Here is a 23,639-nt window from a genome sequence, read left to right as displayed (position 1 = left end):
TAGTCCGGCCGATGTGTCCGCGCCGGTGGCAGCACCGCCGACGCATGGGTCACTGTACGGGAGCACACCGACAGGGTGTCCGAACCCGTCAGTTGGTCGCGGACGCGCTATCCGGGCTGTTCTCGATGTCGTCGCCGACGCCTGCGCCCTCGGCCGGAGGCGAGCCGAGCGCCTCGGCTACCGGCTCCACGATCCGGGAGATCCGGCCGTCGGACCCACCACTCGTTTCCACGCGCAGCGCAACCGCCGCCAGTTCCGCAGGCACGTCTTCGGGGACGGCGGCGGTGATCAATACCTGCTCCGCACCCGCGGCCACCGCCGCAAGTGCGGTGCGCCTGCGGCGGTCGAGTTCGGCGAAAACATCGTCCAGCAGCAGCACCGGCTCCGCCGCGGTGGCACGTAGCAGTTCGAACGCGCCGAGGCGAAGGGCGAGGGCGAAGGACCATGATTCGCCGTGACTGGCGAACCCCTTGGCCGGTGCGGTGCCGAGCATGAGGTCGAGGTCGTCGCGGTGCGGCCCGACCAGGCAGACGCCGCGCTCCAATTCCTTCGGTCGCGCCGCCGTCAGCTCCTGCAGCATGATCGTCTCCAATGCCTCGATGTCCCCCGGCAGCGGTGCCCGGGCTGGATCCAGGAATTCCGGAGGCAGCGTGGCACTGCGGTAACCGATTGCGGCGGGCCGCGATTCGGGCGCGATCGACGCATAGGACTGTGCGAGATAGGGATACAGGTCGTGCACAAGCCGCAAGCGTTCGGCGAGCAGCACCGAGGCATGCGACGCAAGGTGTCCGTCCCAGACGTCGAGGGTGGTCAGTTCGGCGGTGCCGGATCCCCTCGATCGCCCTTGTCGCCCTGCGGTTTTCAGCAACGCCGAACGCTGCCGCAGCACGCGGTCGTAGTCGGCGCGGTCCGCGGCGAGCCGAGGCAATCTGGCTGTGCACAACTCGTCCATGAACCGTCTGCGCTCGCCGGGATCACCGCGCACCAGCGCAAGATCCTCGGGCGCGAAGAGCACCGTCTGGAGAATGCCGAGAATCTCGCGCGGCCGGCGGACCGGAGAGCGGTTGATCTGGGCGCGATTGGCGGCGCCCTGATTCAGTTCCAGATCGATGCGGAGCTCCCGGCCCGCGTTCACGACGGTGGCGCCGATTCTGGCGCGTTCGGTCCCGAGCCGGATCAGCGGCGCGTCCGCGGCGACCCGGTGCGAGCCGAGTGTGGCCAGATAGCCGATCGCCTCGAGCAGGTTGGTCTTGCCGTTGCCGTTGGATCCGAGGAAAACCGTTCGGCCTGGGGATAATTCGAGTTCCGCGTGCTCCCAGGACCGAAAATCACGCAGCGACAGCGCCCTGATGAACATCCGCCTACCTCGACCCGATTGTCATCGCCGCTGGTAGAGGCCACGAAATCACGTGTGGTCGCGCGAACGCCGAAGGAATTGCGGCCCGATCACCTGCTGTGGAAGAACTGTGGATGGATCGCGTCCATGTGGATGGTGTGGACAACGAATACCGCTGCGTCCCTAAGAGGTTCGAACCACCGTGCGGCGCTGTGGCTTGCGCCGGAGCGCGCGGCACCCGATCATGCACAGACGCTCAGCCCGGCAGCCGAACCGGCATCAGCAGGTAGGTGTACACACTCTCCAGCGCGGCGAACGCGCCGGATTCGAGCACCTTCGGCTCCTCGTCGCCGGCGGGCAACAGCACCGCAGGGCGGCTCGGAGTGGTGAATCCGAAGGTGACCCGGTCGGCATGCAGCGCGGACAGTCCGTCGATGAGGTAGCCGGGGTTGAAGGCGATGGTGAGTGATTCGCCACGGAAATCGGCCTCGAGCCACTCCTCCGCGCGCCCGGCGTCGTCGCCGCCCGCGGACAGCAGCAGGCCCTCGCTGGAGAACTCCAGACGCACCTGAGCACCGCGCTCGGCGACAAGGGCGACGCGCTTGATGGCATCGGTCAGCGTGGCCACCTGGAGGGTGGCAATCGAGGTGTGTTCCTTCGGCAGCAGCTGACGGAACTTGGGGAACTCGGCATCGAGCAGTCGAGTTGTGGTCCTGCGGCCCGCGTTCACGATGCCGAGCAGACCGTCCGAGCCCGATCCGGAACCCGTGCCGAGCGACAGCTGAACCGGGGCATCCGAGGGGCCGAGTGTCTTCGCGGCTTCGGACAGCGTGCGTGCCGGGATGAGCACCGAGGTCTCGATATCGGTTCGGGCGGGCTGCCATTCGATGTGCCGGACCGCGAGCCGGAACCGGTCGGTGGCCGCGAGCACGACCTTGGGTCCCTCGATCTCCACCCGGATGCCGGTGAGCATCGGCAGGGTGTCGTCGCGGCCTGCGGCGACAGCGACCTGGCCGACCGCCTCGGCGAAGACCTCGACACTCAGTTCGCCGGTCTGCTGGGGCACCTCGGGAAGCTGGGGGTAATCCTCGACCGGCATGGTCGGCAGCGAGAACTTCGCGCTGCCGCACGCAATGAGCACCCGAGTGCCGTCGAGCGAGACGTCGACCGGCTTGTTGGACAGCGCCTTGGTGATGTCCGCGAGCAACCGGCCGGAGACGAGCACCTGGCCGGGACCGGCGACCTCGGCCGCGACCCGCATCTGTGCGGAGACCTCGTAGTCGAAGCCGGAGACGGTGAGCCCGCCTTCATCGGCGACCAGCAGGACACCGCCGAGCACCGGGACAGGAGGCCGGGACGGGAGGCTACGAGCAACCCACGCAACGGATTCGGCGAAGTCTTCTCGTGCGACCCGAAACTTCATGCCTGCAAGCTCCATCGCCCGATCTGTCCTCTCCCGGTTCCGTGATCTATCTCGGCTCGTCAGTTCTTGAACGGGTGCTGAATCGGCCGCCTCGAAAAGTGTGGCACAGGTGACCGACACCAAACCGTACTCGCGTGCGGCACCTGAACCTAGTCCGACCCTCCGAGCCGATCAACCGAGTGCTCGGCTTTCTCGACGCGCGACTGCGCGGAACTCATCGGTTGTCCGATGCCGGTCGGTCCTGTCTGTCGATAGGTCTCCCGTTTCGTCCTTGCCCGCTTTTCGGCGAGTGGCACGGAGGCGACACCCACCAACGGACTTTCCACACACCCTGTTTTGAAGAGAGTTCTCTAAGAAGAAGAACTGAAGTAGTAGTAGGCACTGTGGAATCTGTGGAGTGGGGCGGTCTTCGCAGGTCCGGGGGTGTGGTGCCGTGGGGATGGCCATCGGGTGACTCGAGGATGAACGGGAGGGGTCTGTGGAGGCTCCGAAGTTGTTCAACATCCATCCTCGAGTGCTCCTCGAGTTGTTCCACCAGATTCACCCTGTTGTTCACACGTGTGCACCGATTCGTGGACAACTCGAGGAATCCTCGAGGACTCCACAAGGAATCCTCGAGGACTCCACAAGGCGTTGACCGAGTGGTGCGCTGGTCAGGATGCCTGGGGAGCAACCGCTGTGGAGACTGTTGAATCCACCCCTGTTAATCCCGGCGCCGGACCCGCTCCCCCGGCCTGTGCACGAACCGGTGCACAACTGGGAGATTCCTCGAGGACTCCACAGGGATTCCTCGAGGAATCCACAAGCCAAAAAAAGGCACCGCCCCAGTTCAGGGACGGTGCAGTGGGTGTTAGTGGCGATCAGCGCGAACGCTGTTTAATCCGGGCTGTTAGTTCTTGCACCTGGTCATAGACCCGGCGGCGCTCGGTCATCTCCTTGCGCACTTTTTTGTCGGCGTACATGACCGTGGTGTGGTCGCGCCCGAAGGCCTGACCGATCTTCGGCAGTGAAAGATCGGTGAGCTCACGGCACAGATACATCGCGATCTGCCTGGCCTGTGCCAGCGGCCGCGCCTTGCCCGGCCCGGTCAGCTCCTCGAGCGTGGTGTTGAAGTACTCGGCGGTGACGGCCATGATCGTCGCGGCATTGATCTCCAAGGCTGCCGTATCGGGCATCAGATCACGCAGCACCACCTCGGCCAGCGGAAGATTCAGCGGCTGACCGTTCAGCGACGCGAAGGCGGTCACCCGAATCAGCGCGCCTTCCAGCTCACGGATATTGCGCTCGACGCGGCCGGCGATGAGCTCCAGCACATCGTGCGGCACGTCCAGCCGGTCCATCCGTGCCTTCTTGCGCAGGATCGCGATGCGCGTCTCCAGCTCCGGCGGCTGCACGTCGGTGATGAGGCCCCACTCGAACCGCGTCCGCAGCCGCTCCTCCAGGGTGGCCAGCTGCTTGGGCGGCCGGTCCGAGGAGACGACGATCTGCTTGTTGGCGTTGTGCAGGGTGTTGAAGGTATGGAAGAACTCCTCCTGGATACCTTCCTTACCCTCGATGAACTGGATGTCGTCGACAAGCAGGATGTCGGTCTCGCGGTAGCGGCGTTTGAAGGCGACCTTGCGATCGTCGCGCAGGCTGTTGATGAAGTCGTTGGTGAACTCTTCGGTCGAGACGTACTTCACCCGCATCCCAGGAAACAGCCGCTGGGCGTAGTGGCCGGCCGCGTGCAGCAGATGCGTCTTGCCCAAACCTGAAGCGCCCCACACGAACAGTGGGTTGTAAGCCCTGGCAGGAGCCTCGGCGATAGCCACGGCGGCGGCGTGCGCGAAACGGTTGGATGCGCCGATCACGAACGTCTCGAAGGTGTACTTCGCATTGAGACTGGCCGAGGAGTTCGACTGCGCGGGGGCTTCCTGGGTCTTGGTGAAGTAGGTGGGCCAAGAGTTGCGCACGTTGACGACGGGCTCGTCGTCGTGGTCGCGCGGATTCTCGGACATCTGTTCGCGGGACATCGGCTCACGGACCGATTCGTGTGCTGCGGCGAACGCGGGATCCTCGCTCGGGCGGCCGTCCTCACGCATCGGCGCCCTGGCCGGGCCGCGCATCGGCGGCGGCTCCGGGGTGAACAGTGACTCTTGTCCCGGCGGAATGGAGTCGCGCCGTGGTGGCATCCCGGAGTCGCGGCGCGGCGCGGGCATTACCTCTGGCGTCGGTCCGCCGGGGCCTTCCCTGCGAGTGCCCTGGCTCGGGTAATCGCCGCGGGTCGGGTACTCGTCGATGTGGTAGTCGCCGTTGGGTGTGTACTCCGTGGCAGGCACGTACTCCTGGGACGGCACGTACTCCGGTTCGTAGCCGGCACCTGGATAGTCCGATGTCGGCGCGTAGTCATTGGACGCAGGGACGTAGTCATTGGACGCGGGCGCATAGTCGTTCGACTGCGGTGCATAGTCATTGGACGCGGCCGGGAAGTCGCTCTGGGCGGCGTAGCGCGGTGCTTGATAGTCACTGCGGCCGGGATAGTCGGCCGACGGATACCCGGCGGGCCCGCGACCGGTGTCCCGGCTCCGCTCCGGCCTGCTTGTCATCCTGGCGTGGCGCGCCGAATTGCCCGGCCGCTCCGAAGGCTGGTTGGTCGGTGCCGCGATCCGTACGCCGAGTCCTTCCACCTGGGGGCCGAGGCGCCGGGCCAGCGAGCGCAGGATGGGTTCGCGCAGATCGCGTTCGATGGCCTCCTGGGCCAGCGACGAGGGCACCGAGAGCAAGGCGAAACCCTGGGCCACCGTCAGCGGCTTGACGAGTTTCAGCCAGGCTTGCTGCGCCCTGGTCACCGGTGGGATGGCACCATCGGGTGAGCCGGTGGTGAGCTCGGCAACTACCTCTGGCCACACTGTGGCCAACACGTTCTGCTCGTCCATGCAGGTTCCTCCCCAGAAGTAGGCGATAGGAGCAGACGGCCGGGGTACGCGGGCAGCTACCGGGCAAGGTAGATTTTGATGATCCTGCGTACGTCCGTTAGGTTCGGACGCTGCCCGGATTCCCCCATCCCGGGCGGCGACGTGGCACCGTCGGCCCTACGAATATGCCACTCCAGGGGTCTTTCCACACAATTATCCACAGATGTGGAGAACTCTGGGGAGATGTGAAACGTACTCACATTCGTCCGTGACAACGCCCGGACCTGCGATTCTTCAGCAATCCTTTGGCTACACGCACCGCTCGCCGAAGTAGCCGGAGGCTAGGGGTGTGGACGAACTCACGCCAGACCGCACGAATGCGTAACTCCCGCAGCGGTGGGCCGAGTTTGACCCGCTCCTGGCCGATCAGTACCCTCGTACAGTCACCCCTTGGTGCGGTGGCGGTCCTGTGCTGACCGCGGTTGGTCAAACCAGACCTGTGCGCCAGGACCGACGCGCGCCGATGATGACCAGACTGCGATTCGTCGCGAAATACGTAATACCCATACTTCGGGTGCCGACTGGCGCCCACCTACTCGAGGAGTGTTGACCGTGGCCAAGGGCAAGCGGACGTTCCAGCCGAACAACCGTCGTCGGGCGCGTGTTCACGGCTTCCGTCTCCGGATGCGGACCCGTGCGGGTCGCGCCATCGTTTCCGCGCGTCGCGGCAAGGGCCGCAAAACCCTCACTGCCTGATCTTCGCTTTCGGACGCTCGGGTGCTGCCTGAGCCGTATCGGTTGCATCATCGTGCCGACTTCTCCCGGACGGTGCGCCGCGGCCAGCGAATCGGGAGGCGAGATCTGGTCGTACACGCGCTTGTGCACGGGTATGACGGAGTTGTGGGCGCGAATGGACGACAGGACGATCCGGCAACAGCCGGATCGTTGGTTCGCATTGGCGGGCCACGGTTCGGATTGATTGTCAGCAAGGCGGTGGGCTCCGCGGTGGTTCGACACCGGGTGGCCCGCCGCCTGCGTCATATGTGCGCCAAGGTGACCGCCGATCTGCCCGCCGAGACAGACATCGTGATCCGCGCGCTACCCGGCGCGGCGGCGGCCGACTCGGACGAACTGCTTCGCCAGTTACGCGGCGCACTACGCAAGCTGGGCATCACAATAGAGCCACATGGCGCGGCCGCCGGTGATCGGTCGTGAAGACGACCCTTGTTCGACTGCCTGCCAATGCCCTGATCTTTGTGATCGAGCTGTACCGCACCTACGTCTCCCCCACTCGCATGCCGGTGTGCCGTTTCACCCCGACCTGTAGCGAGTACGCCGTCACCGCACTTCGCACGCGCGGACTGTTCGTCGGCCTCTTATTGACGGTCGTGCGATTGGCCAAATGTGCGCCCTGGCACCCTGGTGGGTGGGACCCCGTTCCGGAGCGCAGAAAACGCGCAGGGAACGAGTCGGACGCCGACCCTGCGACGCCGGCGCCAGATGCTTGTAAAGGATCACCGCGCGCGGTGATCGGCGACACGAACGACGGGAGTGCATAGAGCCGTGCTCGACTTCATTTATTACCCGGTGTCCTGGATCCTCTGGTTCTGGCATCGGGTCTTCGGGTTCGCGTTCGGCGCGGACAACGGACTCACCTGGGCCCTTGCCGTGGTGTTCCTGGTGTTCACGCTGCGAGTGCTGCTCTATAAGCCATTCGTCAAGCAGGTCCGCACGACCAAGCAGATGCAGGAGCTCCAGCCGCAGATCAAGGAGCTGCAGAAGAAGTACAAAAACGACCGCCAGAAGATGGCGGTGGAGATGCAGAAGCTCCAGAAGGACCACGGCTTCAACCCGGTGATGGGCTGCCTGCCGATCCTGGCGCAGGTGCCGGTGTTCCTCGGCCTGTTCCATGTGCTGCGGTCCTTCAACCGCACCGGTACCGGCATCGGACAGCTCGGTATGTCGACCTACGACAACGCGCACACGCCGAACTATGTCTTCAGCGCCATCGACGTCCAGTCGTTCCTGGCGGCGCGTATCTTCGGTGCCCCCATTTCGGCCTACATCACCAGCCCGATGAGTCAGCTCGAGGCGTTCGCCGACTACGGCGGCGTGCCATCGAAGCTGAGCATCGCGCTCGTCTCGATTCCGTTGATGGTCATCGCCGGTCTGGCAACCCACTTCAACGCGCGGGCCTCGGTACAGCGCCAGACTCCCGAGGCGGCCGCCAACCCGCAAGCCGCGATGATGAACAAGCTTGCGCTGTGGGTGTTCCCGCTCGGCGTGCTCGTCGGTGGTCCGTTCCTGCCGATCGCCATCCTGCTTTACTGGGTGTCCAACAACATCTGGACCTACGGGCAGCAGCACCTCGTCTTCGGCCGGATGGCCAAGGAAGAAGAAGAGAAGAAGCAGGCGAAGCTGGAGCTGCGTGCGCAGAACGCGCCGAAGCCTGGTGCCAAGCCGGTCAGTACCAAGAAGAAGCAGACCGCGGTCGACGCCGCAGAATCGACTGACGACGAGTCGGCCGACGCTCCCCCGTCGACGAACGGCACCGCGAAGCCTGCGACAGGCAAGGCATCCGGACAACGCCGGCCCGGTGGCCAGCGGCGGCCGGGAACCCGAGGCCGTGCGAACCAGAAGCGCCGGCGCTGAACGCATTGAGCAACCCCTGATCGCGTTTCCGGCCGGCGCCCGGCGCCGGGTCCGCGCGATAAGCAGATGAAGGAAATCAAATGACTGTTGAGACCGACGGAGGGGACGCCACTGTGGCGACGACGACGATGGTGGACACCACGACGGGTCGTGAATCAGAGACCGGGGCGGAGCCCGGTGATGTCGCGAGCGACGCCGAGGAAGCTCTGATCGAAGAGGGCGAGATCGCCGGCGACTACCTCGAGCAGTTGCTCGACGTGCTCGACTTCGATGGTGATATCGACCTCGACGTCGAGGGTGACCGCGCGATCGTCAGCATCGATGGTGGCCGCGATCTGTCGAAGCTCGTCGGCCGCAACGGCGAGGTGCTGGATGCGCTTCAGGAGCTGACTCGGCTGGCCGTGCAGCAGACGACCGGTGTGCGCAGCAGGCTGATGCTCGATGTAGCCGGGTGGCGAGCCAAGCGTCGCGCCGAGTTGAGCGCGCTGGGGACCGCCGCCGCGCAACGCGTGCTCGAGTCAGGTGAGCCGGAGCCATTGGCTCCGATGACCCCGTTCGAGAGGAAGATCGTGCACGACGCGGTGGCTGCGGTCGATGGCGTCAGCAGCGAGAGCGAAGGCGTCGAGCCGAATCGGCACGTGGTCGTCGTACCTTCCTGAACCACCTTCCTGGACGCCATTTTCGGCGGCCGGATGAGCAATGGTTGGATAGGGCCTCTGGTCTTCGGACCAGGGGCCCTTAATCATGTGTTCATGTCACATGTCATGTCTGTCGCCTGATTCAACGCCGGCGGCCGATTGTGCGAGCAGTCGACTGATCACCCGCCTGCTGCCTGATCGACTCGAGCTCGGAAGGATGTTTCACGTGGAACGAGATCTCGGTGGAGCCACTGCACTGCCGGCTGAGCTGGAAGCGCCCGCGATCGCCGCGACGGTGTTCGGTGACCGTCTCGATCTCGCGCGCCGCTACTGTGCGGCGCTGGCCACTGCCGGAGTGGAGCGTGGCTTGATCGGTCCTCGAGAGGTACCGCGGCTCTGGGATCGGCACATCCTGAACTGTGCGGTGCTCGGCGAGTTGATCGCCGAGGGCGCGACGGTGGTTGACATCGGCAGCGGTGCGGGCCTGCCGGGAATCCCGTTGGCCATCGCGCGACCGGACCTCCGGATCACCTTGGTGGAGCCGCTGCTGCGCCGGACCATCTTCCTCAGTGAGTTCATCGAGGCGGCCGGACTCGACATCACGGTCGTGCGCGGCCGGGCCGAACAATCGGGCGTGATGAAAGAAGCGGGCGGCGCGGATGTGGTCACCTCCCGCGCAGTCGCACCCCTGGCGAAGCTGGCACAGTGGTCGCTCCCCCTGCTCCGCGATCACGGACGGATGCTGGCGCTCAAGGGAGTCAGCGCCGCCGAGGAACTCGAGCGCGACGGAGCGGCCTTGGCAAGCGCGGGCGCAGGCAACGCGACTGTCCTCGAATGCGGAGCAGGAATCGTCTCTACGCCCACCTTGGTGATCAGCGCCGAGCGCCTCCCTCGGGCCGAGCGATCGCCGCGCCGCGCCGCCCGGCAGGCTCGGAAGGCGACTTAGCCATAACGGTCCCGGTCGGTGTTTCATGTGAAACCTGGCTCGATCGCTCACGTCCCCGCTGCGCAGCTGCGCGGGCGGGCCTGGAAGGCGACTTTGCCATAACGGTCCCGGTCGGTGTTTCATGTGAAACCTGGCCCGATCGCTCCCCTCTCCGCGTCGAGCGATCGTTGCGCCGCGCTGCCCGGGAGCCACGAAGACGTCAGTGCCGGAATGGGTCTCAGATCGACCTTCTCTGTAAACCTTGCTAATTGCAGCCAAGGAAAATCATGCACCCGGACCGACACCTACAGGCGACATGACTTAGCAGCGACCCCGCCCTGGCTCGGGTGATCTTCTTGGCACCACAGATGGCGCAGAATCTCCACGTGACAGTTTGGGCGGCGGGCAAAGGGAGGCAGGTGAGCTGAGCCCCGCGGACCCAACGTGAGACAGTGCGCCTGCGCCCGCGATTGCGATCAGCCCGGCGGTGTGACCCAGCGGTGTGACCCAGCGGTGTGGCCCAGCGGTGTGGCCCAGCGGTGTGGCCCAGCGGTGTGGCCCAGCGGTGTGACCCAGCGGTGTGGCCCAGCGGTGTGGCCCAGCGGTGTGGCCCAGCGGTGTGGCCCAGCGGTGTGACCCAGCGGTGTGACCCAGCGGTGCGGCCCAGCGGAGCGAAGTCGCGTGGTGCGACTCGGGCCACCCTTTTCGAGTGACGCGATGCTGTGATGTGGTGAGGCTCGAACGACATGGCTCTAGCGGTGCGGCCGTAAAGGTGGCCGGGCGGCGTGACCCAACGAAGTGGTCGAGCGCGAGCTGCCCAGTGGTGGGCGGAAGGTCAGCCGACACTTGAATGGCTACCGGCTGGTCCCAACGATGTGTCCCTGGAGTCTGACACGGGAGCGTGATCCAGGTGCGGCTCGACGGCACTACTCGGCGGCACGACAAAGCGGTCCAGGGCATGGCACAACGAACCAAGAGCGTGATGTGCGATCCGGTTGCGGCCCAACGGTCAGACAGAAGATGCGAACGACTCATCCCTACAATGTGCGCCAACAGCGGTACCCGGTGTGGTCCAGTCGGCTCGACTCAGCGATGGCCGGTGATGTGTCCACGTGGTGTGACTCAACGGCACAACGCGAGGGGTGCAACGAGATCTGCGTCTGGCTGAGCGGCGTGACGGATCGCACGGCTGTCGTAGTGGCGGGCGGAGATGGGCGTCGCCAATGGTGTCAGCGGGATTCAGGCCCATCCGAACCGGCTGAGGGCGCGTTGGCGCGTCCGATCGACTGGTGCGGAAGTTCGGATTCGGCATCACGTTTCATGTGAAACATCGGCTCGGGTGGTCGAAATCTCGACCGCGCCAGGGAGAATCGCCGCAGATTTGCGTGTCCTTTGTGCGTTGCCGCGATTCAGCTTTCTAATCACGCTCGGTGCTGGCAAGCTAGTCACCGTCGGGCGTGAGCGTTGGTGCCACGGAGGGTGTCACAGCGGCGAGAGCTCCGCTCGGTCGATCGGGCGCCGCGGTTCCGATTGAGCATCATGTTCGATCCGACACAGCTATTGATGACACGGCGCCGACGTTCGTCGGGGGGCGTCATCTGAGGTTCTCGCGTTAGGAGCTGTCTATGTCGAGCGGTGGTCCGGCGAATGTTTCACGGGAAACTACGTCGCGCGTGCCGGGAATGCTGGACTCCAGCAATCTCGATGCGGAGGCCTTCGGAAGCACACCGTTCGGGCACATCTCCGCCAGTGAGACCCCGATCGCGGCCGAAGCGCAACGCGCCAGTCAGATATTGCATCCAGGAAAGGTGACAGTGCCGAAACCGCACGAGCAGCGCATCATCACCATTGCCAATCAGAAGGGTGGCGTCGGTAAGACGACGACAGCGGTCAACCTCGCGGCCGCCCTTGCGCACCAAGGGATGACAGTTCTCGTGATCGACCTCGATCCGCAGGGCAACGCAAGCACCGCCCTCGGCGTCGAGCATCACTCGGGTGTCCCCTCGAGTTATGAACTGCTGATCGGTGAGATCTCGGTCAAGGACGCGATTCAGCAAAGCCCGCACAGTCCGCGCCTGCTCTGCATTCCGGCCACTATCGATCTCGCCGGTGCGGAAATCGAGCTGGTGTCGATGGTGGCTCGGGAGGGTCGACTCAAAGCCGCGATCCAGGAAGCCAATATCGCGGGTTACGACATCGATTACGTGATGATCGACTGCCCGCCGTCCCTCGGTCTGCTCACAGTCAATGCGATGGTCGCGGCCAAAGAGGTGCTGATCCCGATCCAGTGCGAGTACTACGCGCTGGAAGGTGTCGGTCAGCTGCTCCGCAATATCGGCTTGGTGCAGGCGCATCTCAATCCCGAATTGCATGTCTCCACCGTGGTTCTCACGATGTACGACGGCCGCACCAAGCTGGCCGACCAGGTCGCGGAGGAAGTGCGTGGACACTTCGGCGACGTGGTGCTGCGGTCGGTGATCCCGCGCAGTGTGAAGGTCTCCGAAGCTCCGGGCTACGGAATGACGGTGCTCGATTATGATCCAGGCTCCCGGGGTGCGATGAGCTATCTCGATGCTGGTCGTGAGATGGCGGCGCGTGCGGTGCCCCGACGTGGGGCAGCAGGCGCGCAATGACCCGTAGCGGTCGGTTGGACTGGCGTGGTGGCGAACAGAGAAGGGATCGGTAGACCGATGACTCAGGCGAAGAAGGGTGGGCTAGGACGCGGTCTTGCCGCGTTGATCCCGACGGGACCGGCGGCCACACCGGGTCTCGGCAGTGCCGCGGCGAATGTGGTCATCGGTCTCGATCCGATCGGCCCGCAACCGGCTTCCGCATTCCTCCATCGGGTCCCCGATCCGACCGAGGAGGAGCTCTCCTCCCCCGGCGGCGCGATCTATCGCGAGATCAGCCCGGAGCAGATCGAGCCGAATCCCAAGCAGCCGCGGCATGTCTTCGAAGAAGAGGCACTCGCCGAGCTGGTGCACTCCATTCGCGAGTTCGGTCTGATGCAACCGATCGTGGTGCGTCGGGTCGAGCCCGCGGTGGACCGGTACCAGATCGTCATGGGCGAGCGCCGCTGGCGGGCCTGCCAAGAGGCCGGCCTGACGACGATTCCGGCGATTGTCCGCGAGACCGCCGACGAATCCATGCTGCGCGACGCACTGTTGGAGAACATCCATCGGGTGCAGCTCAACCCGCTCGAAGAGGCGGCGGCCTATCAGCAGCTGCTCGAAGAGTTCGATGTCACCCACGAGGAATTGGCATCGCGAATCGGCCGGTCCCGACCGGTCGTGACGAACATGATCCGTCTGCTGAAGCTGCCGATCCCCGTGCAGCGGCGGGTGGCGGCCGGCGTACTGTCGGCGGGACATGCTCGTGCCCTGCTCGGTCTCGAGGCCGGAGCGGACGCCCAAGAGGTCCTTGCCGCGCGCATCGTCGCCGAGGGGTTGTCGGTCCGCGCCACCGAAGAAACTGTCACGCTGGCGAACCGCGATCCGGACGCCGCGGCCCCGACCGCTCCCCGACGCAAGCCGATCCACATGCCGGGTCTGCAGGACGTTGCCGAGCGGTTGTCGGAGTCGTTCGATACTCGGGTCACGGTGAGTCTCGGCAAGCGCAAGGGCAAGATTGTTGTCGAGTTCGGTTCGGTCGAAGACCTCGAGCGGATTGTCGGCATGATGGAGCAACAGCAGCTCGGCACGTGACAAAAGTGGCGAAAATGGCCCCGTGTTTCCGATAAGTACGGGTCTGGCGCCGAAACGTCACAGTGACGGCGCGGAAAATAGAGGGATGCGGCGTCGGCGTGACCCTCGGTGGGACCGGCGCACGGCTCCTGACCAATAGCACAGTGACGTGGAATGAGGCGGGATCTCGTTGATCGCTTATTCTTGCTGGCGAGCAAGTACTGATGCGGCGTGAGCGTGGATGAATCGGACAGCTGGAGGCTGAGTAGAGCGGTGTCGACCAGCGTCACAGCACTTACCCTCGGCGGACTGGACAAGCTCCCCACACACGCACGGCGCTGTGTGTTCTGGGAGATCGATCCCGCTGTCGCGGAGAACTCTCGGGAGTTCAGCGATCCGGTCTTCGAGAAGGAGGCCTGGCTCTCGACGGTGATGCTGGAATGGGGTTCGTGCGGCCAGGTGGCCAACGTGAATGGCAATGTGGCGGGTTGCGCGTTGTATTCGCCACCCAGCGCTGTGCCGCGTGCCGCTCTCTTCCCCACGTCACCGGTAAGCCCGGACGCGGTCCTGCTGACCACGCTGAGCGCCGAATTCCCTTATTCGGATGCCGACATAGCCCACCGGCTCATCTCGGCCGTGGTGGCGGATCTGGTGCGTCGCGGTGTTCGAGCGCTGGAGGCCTTCGGTATTCGCACCGATCCCCCGACCAAGGCGATGTCGGATCGATCGCTCGGTTCGATGACCTTGATGGAGCGGATCGGCTCACCGGTCCGTGATTCGGGCTCGGCGACCGCGGCTACCAAATGCTCGCCGGAAACGTGCATGATCGACGCGGACTTCCTCGAGGAGGTCGGCTTCGAGGTGATCGCGCCGCATCATCGATTTCCGCGACTGCGTCTCGAGCTCGACTCCGATCACGGCTGGAAAGAAGACGTGGAGCGCGCCCTTGATCAACTGCTCGCGGCGGCGGCGCTGACGGTTCCCTTCCGGATCGGTGCGCCCTAACCTGCCAACGGCACAGAAGACCACGCCCCCGCTGACCGAAGTCGGCGGGGGCGTAGGTGTTTTCGGAGTTCGAGTCGTACTACATGCGGTCGGCCGCAGCCAACTCCTCGGCCAGTAGTTCGGCGAAAGTGTATGTGCCCGTTGGCTGATCGTCTTGACCGAGCAGATACAGCCGTTTCACCGAAATCAGGATGGCTTCGGCGATCACGTCGCGCATCCGCGGGTTGGTGAGCACCGTCGCGTCGTATTCGTTGGTGAGATAGCCGATATCGACCTGCACGGTCGGCATCTTGGTCAGCCGCAACAGATCCCAGGTTCGGGCGTGAAGTCGGCAGTCCTGCAACGACGTTCGTGCGACGACCTCGCGCTGAATGAAGCCGGCCAGCACCTGACCGATCATCGACACGGAGCCGTGCGAGTTACCGAAATGGAAGCTCGCGACCCCGTTCGCCGACGGACTCGGGTTGGTCGCACAGCGCAGCGAGATCATCAGATCGGCGTCGAAAGCGTTGGAGGTCTCGGCCCGTTCGGCATCGGAAGGGTTGGCGCCCCACGGTCGGGACAAGAACGTCTCCATACCGGTGGCGGCCATGCGACCCTCCAGCCGACTGGCCAGATCCCACAGGATCTCCGACTCGTAGACGTCGCCGTACTCTGTGGGGACCGCGTGGCCCTTGTCCTGACCTCCGAGACCGGGGTCGATGACGATGCGTTTGCCGGTGAGCTGTGGCCCGGCCCGGTGCACCACTTCTTCCTCGGCGATGCGATGCGGATTGCCGCCGGTGACGCGCGCACCGAGCAGTTCCAGTGACCGCAACGTGTCCGGCCCACAGATGCCATCGGCGGACAGCCCGATCTCCCGCTGGAACGCGGTCAGGCCTTCGTGGGTATGCGGGCCGAAGTAGCCGTCGACCCGATGCACGTAGAAACCGAGGTCCTGCAGCCTGCGCTGCAGGGTTGCCACATCGTCACCGTAGAGCGGTGCGGACAGTTGATAGATCAGGGTGCGGGCACCGAGGCGGTAGGACGCCTCTTTGAGGGCTCGATAGGTGGCCGGCCCGACGATGCCATCGACCAACAGTCCGCGGTGCTGCTGAAAGGCGCGAACCGCGGAATCCAGCTGACGGTCGAAGGAGGCGTCGGTGTCCTTCCAATACTCGCGCGCATCGGCGTGATCGGTGCCGACGGCGTGAGCGTGCAGAAACCCGAGACTTGCCAGGGTGCTCCGAACCTCGGCGACGGCTGGACCGGTATCGCCGTGACGAAGTCGGTGCATGCGTGAGAGCCCTTTCCTTCCGTCAACCCGGGTACCCACTCATGCGACGGCATACACCCTCGCACGACCGGAGGTCGGTCGATTGTCTCAGACCCGGACGGGAATTCGACAATTCCCGGGTTCCAGGCATCCTAACGGCGCGCCGTTGGATAACGGCGGCCTTTGGGGACTCGATTTCGCGTCAGATGACGCCGTCGAGTTCGCGCAACAGGGCGGCTTTGCCCTTGGCTCCCACGATTTGCTTGACCGGCTTACCGCCGGAAAACAGCATCATAGTTGGGAGCGAAAGGATCTGATAATCGCGGGCGGTGCCCGGGTTGGCGTCCACGTCCAACTTGGCGATGGTCAGCTTGTCCGCGTGCGCGCCCGCGATCTCCTCCAGCACCGGGGCGACCATCTTGCACGGACCGCACCAGTCGGCCCAGAAGTCCACGAGCACCGGCTTCTCGCTGAGCAGCACGTCATCGGCGAAGGACGCGTCGGTGACGGTGACCGTATTGGCACTCTTGGACATGGGTTATCTCCTTGCGGTGGAAAAAAAGTGATGAGATCAGTTGGCGGAGACGACAACCGGGCTGCCGGCATGGTCCAGCGTGTTGGACGTGATGTCGCCCTGGTCGGCGAGCCAGCGTTCGGCGTCGATCGCCGCACGGCAGCCGGTGCCCGCGGCGGTGATCGCCTGCCGGTAGGTGTGGTCGACCAGGTCGCCCGCGGCGAAAACGCCGGGCACCTTGGTTGCCGTCGACGGGTGCAGTACCTGGACGTAGCCCTCGTCGTCGAGTTCGACCTGGCCCTTGACCAGTTCGCTGCGCGGGTCGTGGCCGATCGCCACGAACAGACCGGTGGCGGCGAGCTCCGAGGTCTCACCGGTGCGGGTGTCGCGCAGCGTCAGGCTCGTGACACTGGTGTCGCCGTTGACGGCGGCCACCTCGGCGTTGAGAACGAACTTGATCTTCTCGTTGGCCTTGGCACGCTCGAGCATGATGCGTGAGGCACGGAACTCTTCGCGGCGGTGCACGATGGTCACGCTGGCCGCGAACTTGGTCAGGAAGGTGGCCTCCTCCATCGCGGAGTCGCCACCGCCGACCACGACGATGTCCTGGCCCTTGAAGAAGAAGCCATCACAGGTGGCGCAGGCGCTCACGCCGCGGCCGAGCAGCTTCTGCTCACCGGGCACATTGAGGTAGCGCGCAGCCGAACCCATGGCGAGGATCACGGCGTAGGCCTGGTGCGTCTCGTCGCCGACGGTTACGGTCTTGACCGGGCCGCTCAGGTCGATCGTGTCCACGTCCTCGGTGCGGATGTCGGCGCCGAACCGCTTGGCCTGCTCGCGCATCTCTTCCATGAGGTCCGGGCCCATGATGCCGTCACGGAAGCCGGGGAAGTTCTCGACCTCGGTGGTCGTCATCAGTGCACCGCCGAACTGGGTGCCCTCGAACAGCAGCGGCTGGAGCTCGGCGCGGGCGGCGTAGACGGCGGCCGTGTAGCCGGCGGGTCCGGAGCCGACGATGATCAAGTCGCGAACTGGCGTGCTCATGTGACCCTTCCGAGGGAGAAATCTTGGGACGTGTCGGTCAACAACAGCCTAAACGTTGTTGTTCCCGGGCAACGGTGTGGTGGACGCCTTGATCGCGTCACCCGATGTCGGTGAGGGCGAGTTGTTGTGGATCGTCGGTGGTGCAACCGATCCCGACGACCAGTGCGGTGATCTTGTGCGGGCGGGGGCCGGTGAGCAGGATCAGCACCGAGGCCTGGCCATGGAACGTGGTGTTGGTCGAGCCGAGGATGGTGCGGTCGAGGCCGTTGGCGTGCACGCAGCGGTTCAGGGCGGCCTGGCTGCCGAGTGCGCCGGTGACGTCGTGGCGGCCGAGCGCGGCGAGCGCCACGGTGGCGTTCAGATCGTCACCGAGTTCGACATTGCCGGTGGTCGGCTGGGCGGTCGGGGCGACCTCACGGCCACCGAGCGTCGACACCGCCACAGCGGCGCAGGCCACGACCGCGGCTGCCGCCGCCGCGGCGAGCCAGCGGAGTCTGCGACCGCGCCGTTCGTTCAGGGAGACCGGTGCGGCGATGCCGGGTGGTTGCGCATCCGGGTCGGAAACCGCTGGGGCGTCCACGGATTCGGGAGCGGCCGCGGACGGCAGCTGGTGGATGGTTGCCACCTGCTCGGTGGGCTCCTCGTCGAAGTGCAATCCGTCGACGAACTGTTCCAGCCGAGCGGCGATATCGGCAGGCATGGCATGGATGATGTGGTCGTCCTGGCCGAGGGTGCGCAGCTGCGCGCTCACCGTGTCGAGCGAGTGCAGATACCGCACTGCGTCGGGGTCGCGTCGGACCTCGGTCCACAATTGCTCTCCCAGCTCCGGCGCGACGTTCTCGGCATGGAGATCGGCGAGGAGTTCGGTCGAGAACGGAGGCTGCGGTACGGAACGGGTCGCCATGGCACCTCCGGTTCTCTCATCTGACGTGGGATCCCACCGCCCACGCGGGGGGACTGCAAGTACATCGTCTAGCGGTTCGTCACTATTAATGACGCATCTCGGCTACTTCCGGTTCCCCGGATCCCGGAGAAATTCCAAGCGTTCTTGTAGTCGCTGCCGGGCGCGGGCACACCGGCTCTTGATCGTGCCCTCCGGAACCCCGAGCATCGCGGACGCTTCCGCCACGCTATACCCCTCCAGGTCGATCGCGACGAGGGCCGTGCGCTGGTCAGGCGGGAGCGAGAACAGGGCGCGGTCGATGACGAGCGACATCTCCAGTTCGGCCATATTGTCGCGCTCATCACGCGGTTCCGGCATGTTCTCCGGCGACAGCGAGATCGCGCGCCGGGTCTTGTTGCGCCGGATCCGGTCCAGGCAGGCGTTGACCACGATCGCATGCAGCCAGCTGCGCACCTCTGCCTCTGCACGGAACGACGCAGCGGTGCGGTGGGCCGAGAGCAATGCGTCCTGGAGGCAGTCGGCCGCGTCTTCGCGCGTGTAGGACGTGCGCAACGCGGTCTGCCAGAGGTGGTCGTTGTGCCTGCGCAGCAGTTCGGCGAAGGCATGCCGCTGGCCACGGACATGGGCATGAAGCAGTTCGATGTCGGTCAGTTCGTCGGGTATGAACGAACGTTCGCGAGATGCCACCGGTTGCGATCTCCCCCCACGGGACTCGTCGTTCAGTTCGGACAAAAAGCCAACCCCTCGGACAGCGCTCACGGTGGCAAACGGACACGGGCGACCGTTAACCGAAGATTTCGCAGCATCCAGGATCGAAGCACCAGAACCCGGGAAGCTCCCCTGCTGAGAGCGCGGAATGAATCATATCGTCAGCCACGATTCGGCAGCAACCAGACTGATCGGGACGCGACGGCGGCGAGAAAGCCTGCGGCGCAAGGCCGGAACACCACTCAGCGGCGGCACGGTGCGGACACGTGCGGCGAGCGGCGAAGGGCAGTTAGGGCGCGGCGTCGAAACGAATCTCGGCGATCGAGGTCTGGAACTGGGCACCGGAGTTGCCGAGTCCGGTGATCCAGACGAGCACATAGCGAGCGGATTGGTCGGTGCGCACCGGAATCTCGGTGTCGCCGTCGGATAATCGCGCGGAGCCGATCAGCTGGGTCTGGTCGAGCGTCGGCGACGCGGTCGGTGACGTGCGGATTTCGACCGCGGTGCCCGAGCTCGGCGAAGTGATCGACACATTCGTCAGCTTCGCCGGGCTCGGTAGCGTGGCCATCAGCCCGATCCCCTTCTTGAGGGCCGGGAACTGCTGGAAGTACTGATCGGTCCGCCAGAGGGTGGCGGGATCGTGATCGAGCACCGCCGCCGCACCGCTGACGCCGTCGGGCGTGCCTTCCGGAGAGAACACCGACACCCGGGTGACCGCAAGGGGAACGCCGCCCGCCGGGGTCGGATTCGACCCCGGCGTGGGTGCGGGCGCGGGTGAACTGTTCGTGGTCAGACCGATATTGCGTTGCTCGTTGAGCGGCGCTTCGGACGCGCCCGGCGCGAAGACGCTGACCATCCACCAGATCACGATGCCGACGACGAGCGCGGCCAGGATGCCGAGCCCGACCATGATCCACATCATCCGCTGCGAACGCTCCCGTTCCGCGGCGAGCAGCTCGGGATCGGCCAGCGATTCCTCGACACCGCTCGGCGGGCGCTGACCGAGCCGGAGCACCGGAATGAAGTCGGTCTTCTGATCGACCACCGACGCCTGTTCGAGCACGTGCTGCACGGTCGCGGCAGTGCGGACACCCTTGTTCGATTCCAGCGAGCGCACCGCGACCGCCGAGATCTCGAACGGCACCTCGGGCCGGATCTGCCTCGGCTCGATCGGAGTACCGTCGGGGCCGAAATCGGCCAACCGTAGTCCACCGATCGTCGCGGCGGTGCCGGTGACACCGCCGGAACGGATCGGCCAGCGTGCCGTGATCAGCGCATAGAGCATGGCGCCGAGACCGCGCACGTCCGATTGCGCGTCGGAATCGCCCAGCGTGCCCGGGAATGCGAGCACCGCGTCGCCGGATGCGCTGATCCGAATCCGATCCGGATGATCGATCGATAGCGAGCCGCCGCCCCGATGGGCGAGTTCGGCGGCCGAGGCCAGAGCACGGACCGCTCGGGCCGCGCCGATCGGCGACGGTACGGTCTCGGCCATTTCACGCAGTGACCGGCCCGGTGTCCACTCGGCCACCACGATGCCGCCGGAGCTGCCGCGCACCACGTCGAGGACCCGCGCTAGACCAGGTGAGTTGATCCGGCCGAGCCGCAGCGTGCGCGACAGAATCGCCTGCGGGCCGTCATGACCGGAATTCTCGCTCGCCTTCTGATCGGCGTCGACGAACGTCAGCGCGACCTCGCGGTCGAGCTTGATGTCGAGGGCCTGCCAGAACTTGAGCCCGCGGGAACCGCCGTGGCCGGCCAGCAACCGGTAGCGTCCGCCGGCGACCGAGGCGCCGGGAATCAGCTTGGGGCCGCGCGGCGTTCGACGACCGCTCGGATCGCCGCCCATGGGCGGCAATTGAGGCGGGATCGGAATCATGCCGGTGTCGTACATCGGATCACGTTCCGGTGCGTGGAACTTGCCTTCGCCCGGTGCCGGTCCCGAATCGCGATCAGGAGGACCGGTTTCGGCCTCCTGGTTCGCGTATGCGGGATCCGACGCATCCCCGGCGTTCGGCGGGACGTCTGTGGAGAGCCCGCCTGCCGTGGCCGCAGAAGAATCGGCGGCCGGGACGCCGCCGCCCACTGCCGCGTCGTCGCTCACCCTCGGTCCTCCTTCGCCCTGATATGTCGAGGTTCCGGCGAATTCGCCACTTGTGCTTCTCTGCCGAACAGGGTACGGGAACTCACCCTTGCCGGTGAGGTCAACAGCATCGCCTCTGATCACGGGTAGCACCATGGTCTGGGCATCCATGTACGGGTCGAATTGTGGGTAGGCATACGGATCAGGCCTGCGGAACACCTGCGTGGCGTAGATGTCCTCGACCGGGCTGTCCAGATCGAGGTCGGGGGCAGGCGGCGTGAGGCCGAGCCGCCGCGAGATCGCCACGGTGATTCCGACAATTTCCGGAATTCCGGCCAGGCGCATCAACCCGAACGCCACCGCGAACATCACGATCGCCGACACCGCGACGCGGATTAGCGAGCCGATACCGCCCGACAACCGATCCAGGCCGAGCACCTTGTCCACGATCAGCATGACCGCGCCGCCCGCGACCGAAGCCAGCACCACGCGGGTCACCGTCCGGCTGACATTGGCCATACGCAGATCGCCGAGGCTGCGGTGCAGCAGATAGCCGCCGATCACCGCGCCCGCGGTGAAACCGAGGCCGGTGGCGACACCGAGCACGATGACGACCTCGTCGCTACTGCTCGCTACCACCGGCGCCAGCGCCGAGAACAGGATCTTTACGCCGGTGATGCCGAGGATGATCCAGGTCGGCGTCCAGGCCTGCTCTCTGGCATAGAACACGCGCAGGTGAATCAACACCAGCGAATACGGAATCAGTGCGAAGGCCGACCAGCTCACCGCGTGGCCGAGGCGGGAGGCATCCTCGGCGAAGCGCGCGTAGCCGAAAAGCCCCTCGCCCACCTGTGGGCCGGCCAGCGTGAGAAAGGTGACCACCGGGATCAGGGCGATCATCGTCAGCCTGGTGGCGACCGAGAGGTCGTCCACAACAGCCGGTGTGTCGTTCGCGGCGGCGTTGCGGCTCAAGCGCGGCATGATCGCGGTGAGCAGCGTGACGCCGAGAATGCCGTAGGGCAGCTGCAGCAGCAGCCAGGCCTGCGAGTAGATCGCCGGACCCGCCTCGTCGGCGTGCGAGGAGATGTTGTTGGCGAAAATCAGGCCGACCTGGCTGATGAGGACGTACAGGATGATCGCGCCGCCCATGGAGCCGAACTGCCTGAGCCTGGCATCGATGCCCCACAGTGGCCGCAGGTCGATGCCTTCTCTGCGGATCGCGGGCAACAGACTCACGGCCTGGGTGATCACGCCGAGCGTGACGCCGCACCCGAGCACGAGCAGTTTCGGATCGCTCATCCGCACCGGGTTCAGGGTGATTTCCCCCGGCGTCAGCGCGTACAGACCTAGGGCAACGAGCACCACGAGGTTGTTCAGCACCGGCGCCCACGCACCGGGTTTGAATACCTGGCGGGTGTTCAGAATCGCGGTGAACAGCGCCGACATGCCGTAGAACAGGATCGCGGGCAGCAGCAGGAAGGTCAGCGCCGTCGTCAGCGCGGTGTTGACCTTGCCGTCGGAGGACACGAAGACATGGGTCGCCAGGATCGGTGCGGCCGCGGTAGCGAGCAGCGCGGCCGCGGCGAGCACCGTGAACGCGGCGGTCACCAGTCGCCGGACGAAGGCGGTGCCGCCGTCGGCGTCCTCCTGTTCGGCACGGACCAGCGTCGGTACCACCATGGCCGTGAGCACTGCGCCGAGCACCAGCTCGGTGATCATGTTCGGGATCAGGCTCGCGGAGGTGAACGAGCTGGCGATGGCCGGGCCGAGCACGGTGAGCAGCAGCAACTGCTTGCCGAACCCGGTGATGCGACTGACCAGCGTGGCGAACGCGATCGATCCGGAATCGCGCAGCAGGCGTGAGTTCGCGCTCTGCTTCGGTTCCTGGGCATCCGTCGCGTGGTTGCTCTGGGCCGCCATCTCGCGAGTGGTCGGGCGGTTGTCCCCCGGGATGCGCTGGGGCGGCGCAGGCGGATGTTGCCGCTGTTGCGGTGGGTACGGCTGCGGCCGTGCCGGTGGCGGTGGCGGCGCGAAACGTTCTGGTGGCACCCGGTTGGGCTGGGCCGGTCCGGGACGTCCCTGGTTCGGCGGCACCGGGCGGGCCTGACTCGGCCCCGCGGGTGGCACCGCGTTACCCGGCGGCACCGGATACTGGCGCTGACCCGGATGCGGGCGTGGCACAGGGCGCTGCGGCGGGCTCGGCTGTCGCGGTATCGGGCCGGAGGGCGGTGGCGGTCCGGGCAGTCGCGGAATAGGGGCGGAAGGCGGTGACGGAGGTGGCACCATCCGCTGGCCCGGCGGCGGGCCGGCCGGATGACTGACCTGAGGCATCGGCCTGCCCGGGTCACGGTAAGGATCGCCGGAATTCATCTCCGGATCCTCATGGGATTGCTGCAATCGCCGTTCCCACGGCGCTGCGGGAGCGCGGCGGGCCGGTGGCCCGTCGTACCTATCGCCAGATCGATACCGATGAGCGGATAAGTCATCGTCGCTCATCATGCCTCCTGTACCCGCCGGAACAGCTGCATCTCGGCGGTTCGGTGAGCAGCATTTCGACTGTTCCGCTCACCATGAC

The 23,639-nt window shown here is 65.7% G+C and carries 18 protein-coding genes; 9 read left to right on the top strand and 9 right to left on the bottom strand.

Translation table 11 applies throughout. The features are described from left to right. Window positions 1-88 precede the first annotated feature (88 nt). The 3 genes from recF to dnaA form a co-directional block, all read right to left on the bottom strand. The gene (recF, locus tag OHQ90_RS04910) at window positions 89-1,357 is read right to left on the bottom strand and encodes a DNA replication/repair protein RecF (RefSeq protein ID WP_328407744.1); all 1,269 of its coding nucleotides are present in this window, start codon (window positions 1,355-1,357) and stop codon (window positions 89-91) included. A 235-nt stretch (window positions 1,358-1,592) separates the two neighbouring features. Continuing rightward, window positions 1,593-2,774: a DNA polymerase III subunit beta gene (dnaN, locus tag OHQ90_RS04905; protein ID WP_328407742.1), complete on the bottom strand. Its 1,182-nt coding sequence runs from the start codon at window positions 2,772-2,774 to the stop codon at window positions 1,593-1,595. An 845-nt stretch (window positions 2,775-3,619) separates the two neighbouring features. Further along, a complete protein-coding gene (dnaA, locus tag OHQ90_RS04900; RefSeq protein ID WP_328407740.1) occupies window positions 3,620-5,674 on the bottom strand; it encodes a chromosomal replication initiator protein DnaA in 2,055 nt (684 codons plus the stop codon). A gap of 591 nt (window positions 5,675-6,265) precedes the next feature. Here dnaA and rpmH point away from each other — a divergent pair. From rpmH to OHQ90_RS04855, 9 genes are all read left to right on the top strand, one after another. After that, a complete protein-coding gene (gene rpmH, locus OHQ90_RS04895) occupies window positions 6,266-6,409 on the top strand; it encodes a 50S ribosomal protein L34 (RefSeq protein ID WP_209885332.1) in 144 nt (47 codons plus the stop codon). 21 nt (window positions 6,410-6,430) lie between these two features. Beyond that, window positions 6,431-6,868 carry a ribonuclease P protein component gene (rnpA, locus tag OHQ90_RS04890; RefSeq protein WP_328407735.1) on the top strand — a complete coding sequence of 146 codons (438 nt, stop codon included), beginning with the start codon at window positions 6,431-6,433 and terminating at the stop codon, window positions 6,866-6,868. After that, window positions 6,865-7,212 carry a membrane protein insertion efficiency factor YidD gene (gene yidD / locus OHQ90_RS04885; protein WP_328407733.1) on the top strand — a complete coding sequence of 116 codons (348 nt, stop codon included), beginning with the start codon at window positions 6,865-6,867 and terminating at the stop codon, window positions 7,210-7,212. The genes rnpA and yidD overlap by 4 nt, the downstream gene beginning before the upstream one ends. Before the next feature lie 4 nt (window positions 7,213-7,216). Further along, window positions 7,217-8,305 (top strand): membrane protein insertase YidC, encoded by a 1,089-nt coding sequence (yidC, locus tag OHQ90_RS04880; RefSeq protein WP_328407731.1) that lies wholly within the window; start codon window positions 7,217-7,219, stop codon window positions 8,303-8,305. 128 nt (window positions 8,306-8,433) lie between these two features. Continuing rightward, window positions 8,434-8,964, top strand: a complete 531-nt coding sequence (locus tag OHQ90_RS04875) for a Jag family protein (RefSeq protein WP_328412560.1) — start codon at window positions 8,434-8,436, stop codon at window positions 8,962-8,964. 196 nt (window positions 8,965-9,160) lie between these two features. After that, the gene (rsmG, locus tag OHQ90_RS04870; RefSeq protein ID WP_328407729.1) at window positions 9,161-9,889 is read left to right on the top strand and encodes a 16S rRNA (guanine(527)-N(7))-methyltransferase RsmG; all 729 of its coding nucleotides are present in this window, start codon (window positions 9,161-9,163) and stop codon (window positions 9,887-9,889) included. A gap of 1,661 nt (window positions 9,890-11,550) precedes the next feature. Further along, complete coding sequence (locus OHQ90_RS04865; protein ID WP_411998144.1) at window positions 11,551-12,501, top strand: ParA family protein; 951 nt, start codon at window positions 11,551-11,553, stop codon at window positions 12,499-12,501. A 57-nt stretch (window positions 12,502-12,558) separates the two neighbouring features. Next, the gene (locus tag OHQ90_RS04860; RefSeq protein WP_328407725.1) at window positions 12,559-13,572 is read left to right on the top strand and encodes a ParB/RepB/Spo0J family partition protein; all 1,014 of its coding nucleotides are present in this window, start codon (window positions 12,559-12,561) and stop codon (window positions 13,570-13,572) included. 252 nt (window positions 13,573-13,824) lie between these two features. Continuing rightward, window positions 13,825-14,556, top strand: a complete 732-nt coding sequence (locus OHQ90_RS04855) for a GNAT family N-acetyltransferase (protein ID WP_328412558.1) — start codon at window positions 13,825-13,827, stop codon at window positions 14,554-14,556. 79 nt (window positions 14,557-14,635) lie between these two features. On the opposite strand, the gene OHQ90_RS04850 is transcribed toward OHQ90_RS04855, so the two are convergent. The 6 genes from OHQ90_RS04850 to OHQ90_RS04825 all read right to left on the bottom strand — a co-directional run bounded on the left by OHQ90_RS04850 (window position 14,636) and on the right by OHQ90_RS04825 (window position 22,984). Continuing rightward, window positions 14,636-15,832, bottom strand: a complete 1,197-nt coding sequence (locus tag OHQ90_RS04850) for an N-acetylmuramoyl-L-alanine amidase (protein WP_328407723.1) — start codon at window positions 15,830-15,832, stop codon at window positions 14,636-14,638. A 181-nt stretch (window positions 15,833-16,013) separates the two neighbouring features. Continuing rightward, the gene (gene trxA / locus OHQ90_RS04845; protein WP_328407721.1) at window positions 16,014-16,346 is read right to left on the bottom strand and encodes a thioredoxin; all 333 of its coding nucleotides are present in this window, start codon (window positions 16,344-16,346) and stop codon (window positions 16,014-16,016) included. 36 nt (window positions 16,347-16,382) lie between these two features. Then, window positions 16,383-17,369, bottom strand: a complete 987-nt coding sequence (gene trxB / locus OHQ90_RS04840; protein WP_328407719.1) for a thioredoxin-disulfide reductase — start codon at window positions 17,367-17,369, stop codon at window positions 16,383-16,385. Window positions 17,370-17,466: 97 nt separating this feature from the next. Next, window positions 17,467-18,273 carry a hypothetical protein gene (locus OHQ90_RS04835; RefSeq protein ID WP_328407717.1) on the bottom strand — a complete coding sequence of 269 codons (807 nt, stop codon included), beginning with the start codon at window positions 18,271-18,273 and terminating at the stop codon, window positions 17,467-17,469. Between the two features lie 102 nt (window positions 18,274-18,375). Continuing rightward, window positions 18,376-18,960, bottom strand: coding sequence for an RNA polymerase sigma factor SigM (gene sigM, locus OHQ90_RS04830; RefSeq protein WP_328407715.1), 585 nt, complete (start codon window positions 18,958-18,960; stop codon window positions 18,376-18,378). Between the two features lie 310 nt (window positions 18,961-19,270). After that, on the bottom strand, window positions 19,271-22,984 hold the full coding sequence (locus OHQ90_RS04825; RefSeq protein WP_328407713.1) for a murein biosynthesis integral membrane protein MurJ: 3,714 nt from the start codon (window positions 22,982-22,984) through the stop codon (window positions 19,271-19,273). Window positions 22,985-23,639 lie beyond the last annotated feature (655 nt).

The organism is Nocardia sp. NBC_00403, assembly GCF_036046055.1.
Taxonomy (GTDB): domain Bacteria; phylum Actinomycetota; class Actinomycetes; order Mycobacteriales; family Mycobacteriaceae; genus Nocardia.
Note: the sequence above shows the minus strand (reverse complement) of the source record. Positions and strands in the feature narration are given on the sequence as shown.

Excerpts from the sequence above, each read along its gene's own strand:
- dnaN (WP_328407742.1), bottom strand. The coding sequence starts at position 2,774 with ATGGAGCTTGCAGGCATGAAGTTTCGGGTCGCACGAGAAGACTTCGCC.
- OHQ90_RS04835 (WP_328407717.1), bottom strand. The coding sequence starts at position 18,273 with ATGGCGACCCGTTCCGTACCGCAGCCTCCGTTCTCGACCGAACTCCTC.
- trxA (WP_328407721.1), bottom strand. The coding sequence starts at position 16,346 with ATGTCCAAGAGTGCCAATACGGTCACCGTCACCGACGCGTCCTTCGCC.
- OHQ90_RS04860 (WP_328407725.1), top strand. The coding sequence starts at position 12,559 with ATGACTCAGGCGAAGAAGGGTGGGCTAGGACGCGGTCTTGCCGCGTTG.
- OHQ90_RS04875 (WP_328412560.1), top strand. The coding sequence starts at position 8,434 with ATGGTGGACACCACGACGGGTCGTGAATCAGAGACCGGGGCGGAGCCC.
- OHQ90_RS04865 (WP_411998144.1), top strand. The coding sequence starts at position 11,551 with ATGCTGGACTCCAGCAATCTCGATGCGGAGGCCTTCGGAAGCACACCG.
- trxB (WP_328407719.1), bottom strand. The coding sequence starts at position 17,369 with ATGAGCACGCCAGTTCGCGACTTGATCATCGTCGGCTCCGGACCCGCC.
- dnaA (WP_328407740.1), bottom strand. The coding sequence starts at position 5,674 with ATGGACGAGCAGAACGTGTTGGCCACAGTGTGGCCAGAGGTAGTTGCC.
- recF (WP_328407744.1), bottom strand. The coding sequence starts at position 1,357 with ATGTTCATCAGGGCGCTGTCGCTGCGTGATTTTCGGTCCTGGGAGCAC.
- rsmG (WP_328407729.1), top strand. The coding sequence starts at position 9,161 with ATGTTTCACGTGGAACGAGATCTCGGTGGAGCCACTGCACTGCCGGCT.
- OHQ90_RS04850 (WP_328407723.1), bottom strand. The coding sequence starts at position 15,832 with ATGCACCGACTTCGTCACGGCGATACCGGTCCAGCCGTCGCCGAGGTT.
- OHQ90_RS04825 (WP_328407713.1), bottom strand. The coding sequence starts at position 22,984 with ATGGCGGCCCAGAGCAACCACGCGACGGATGCCCAGGAACCGAAGCAG.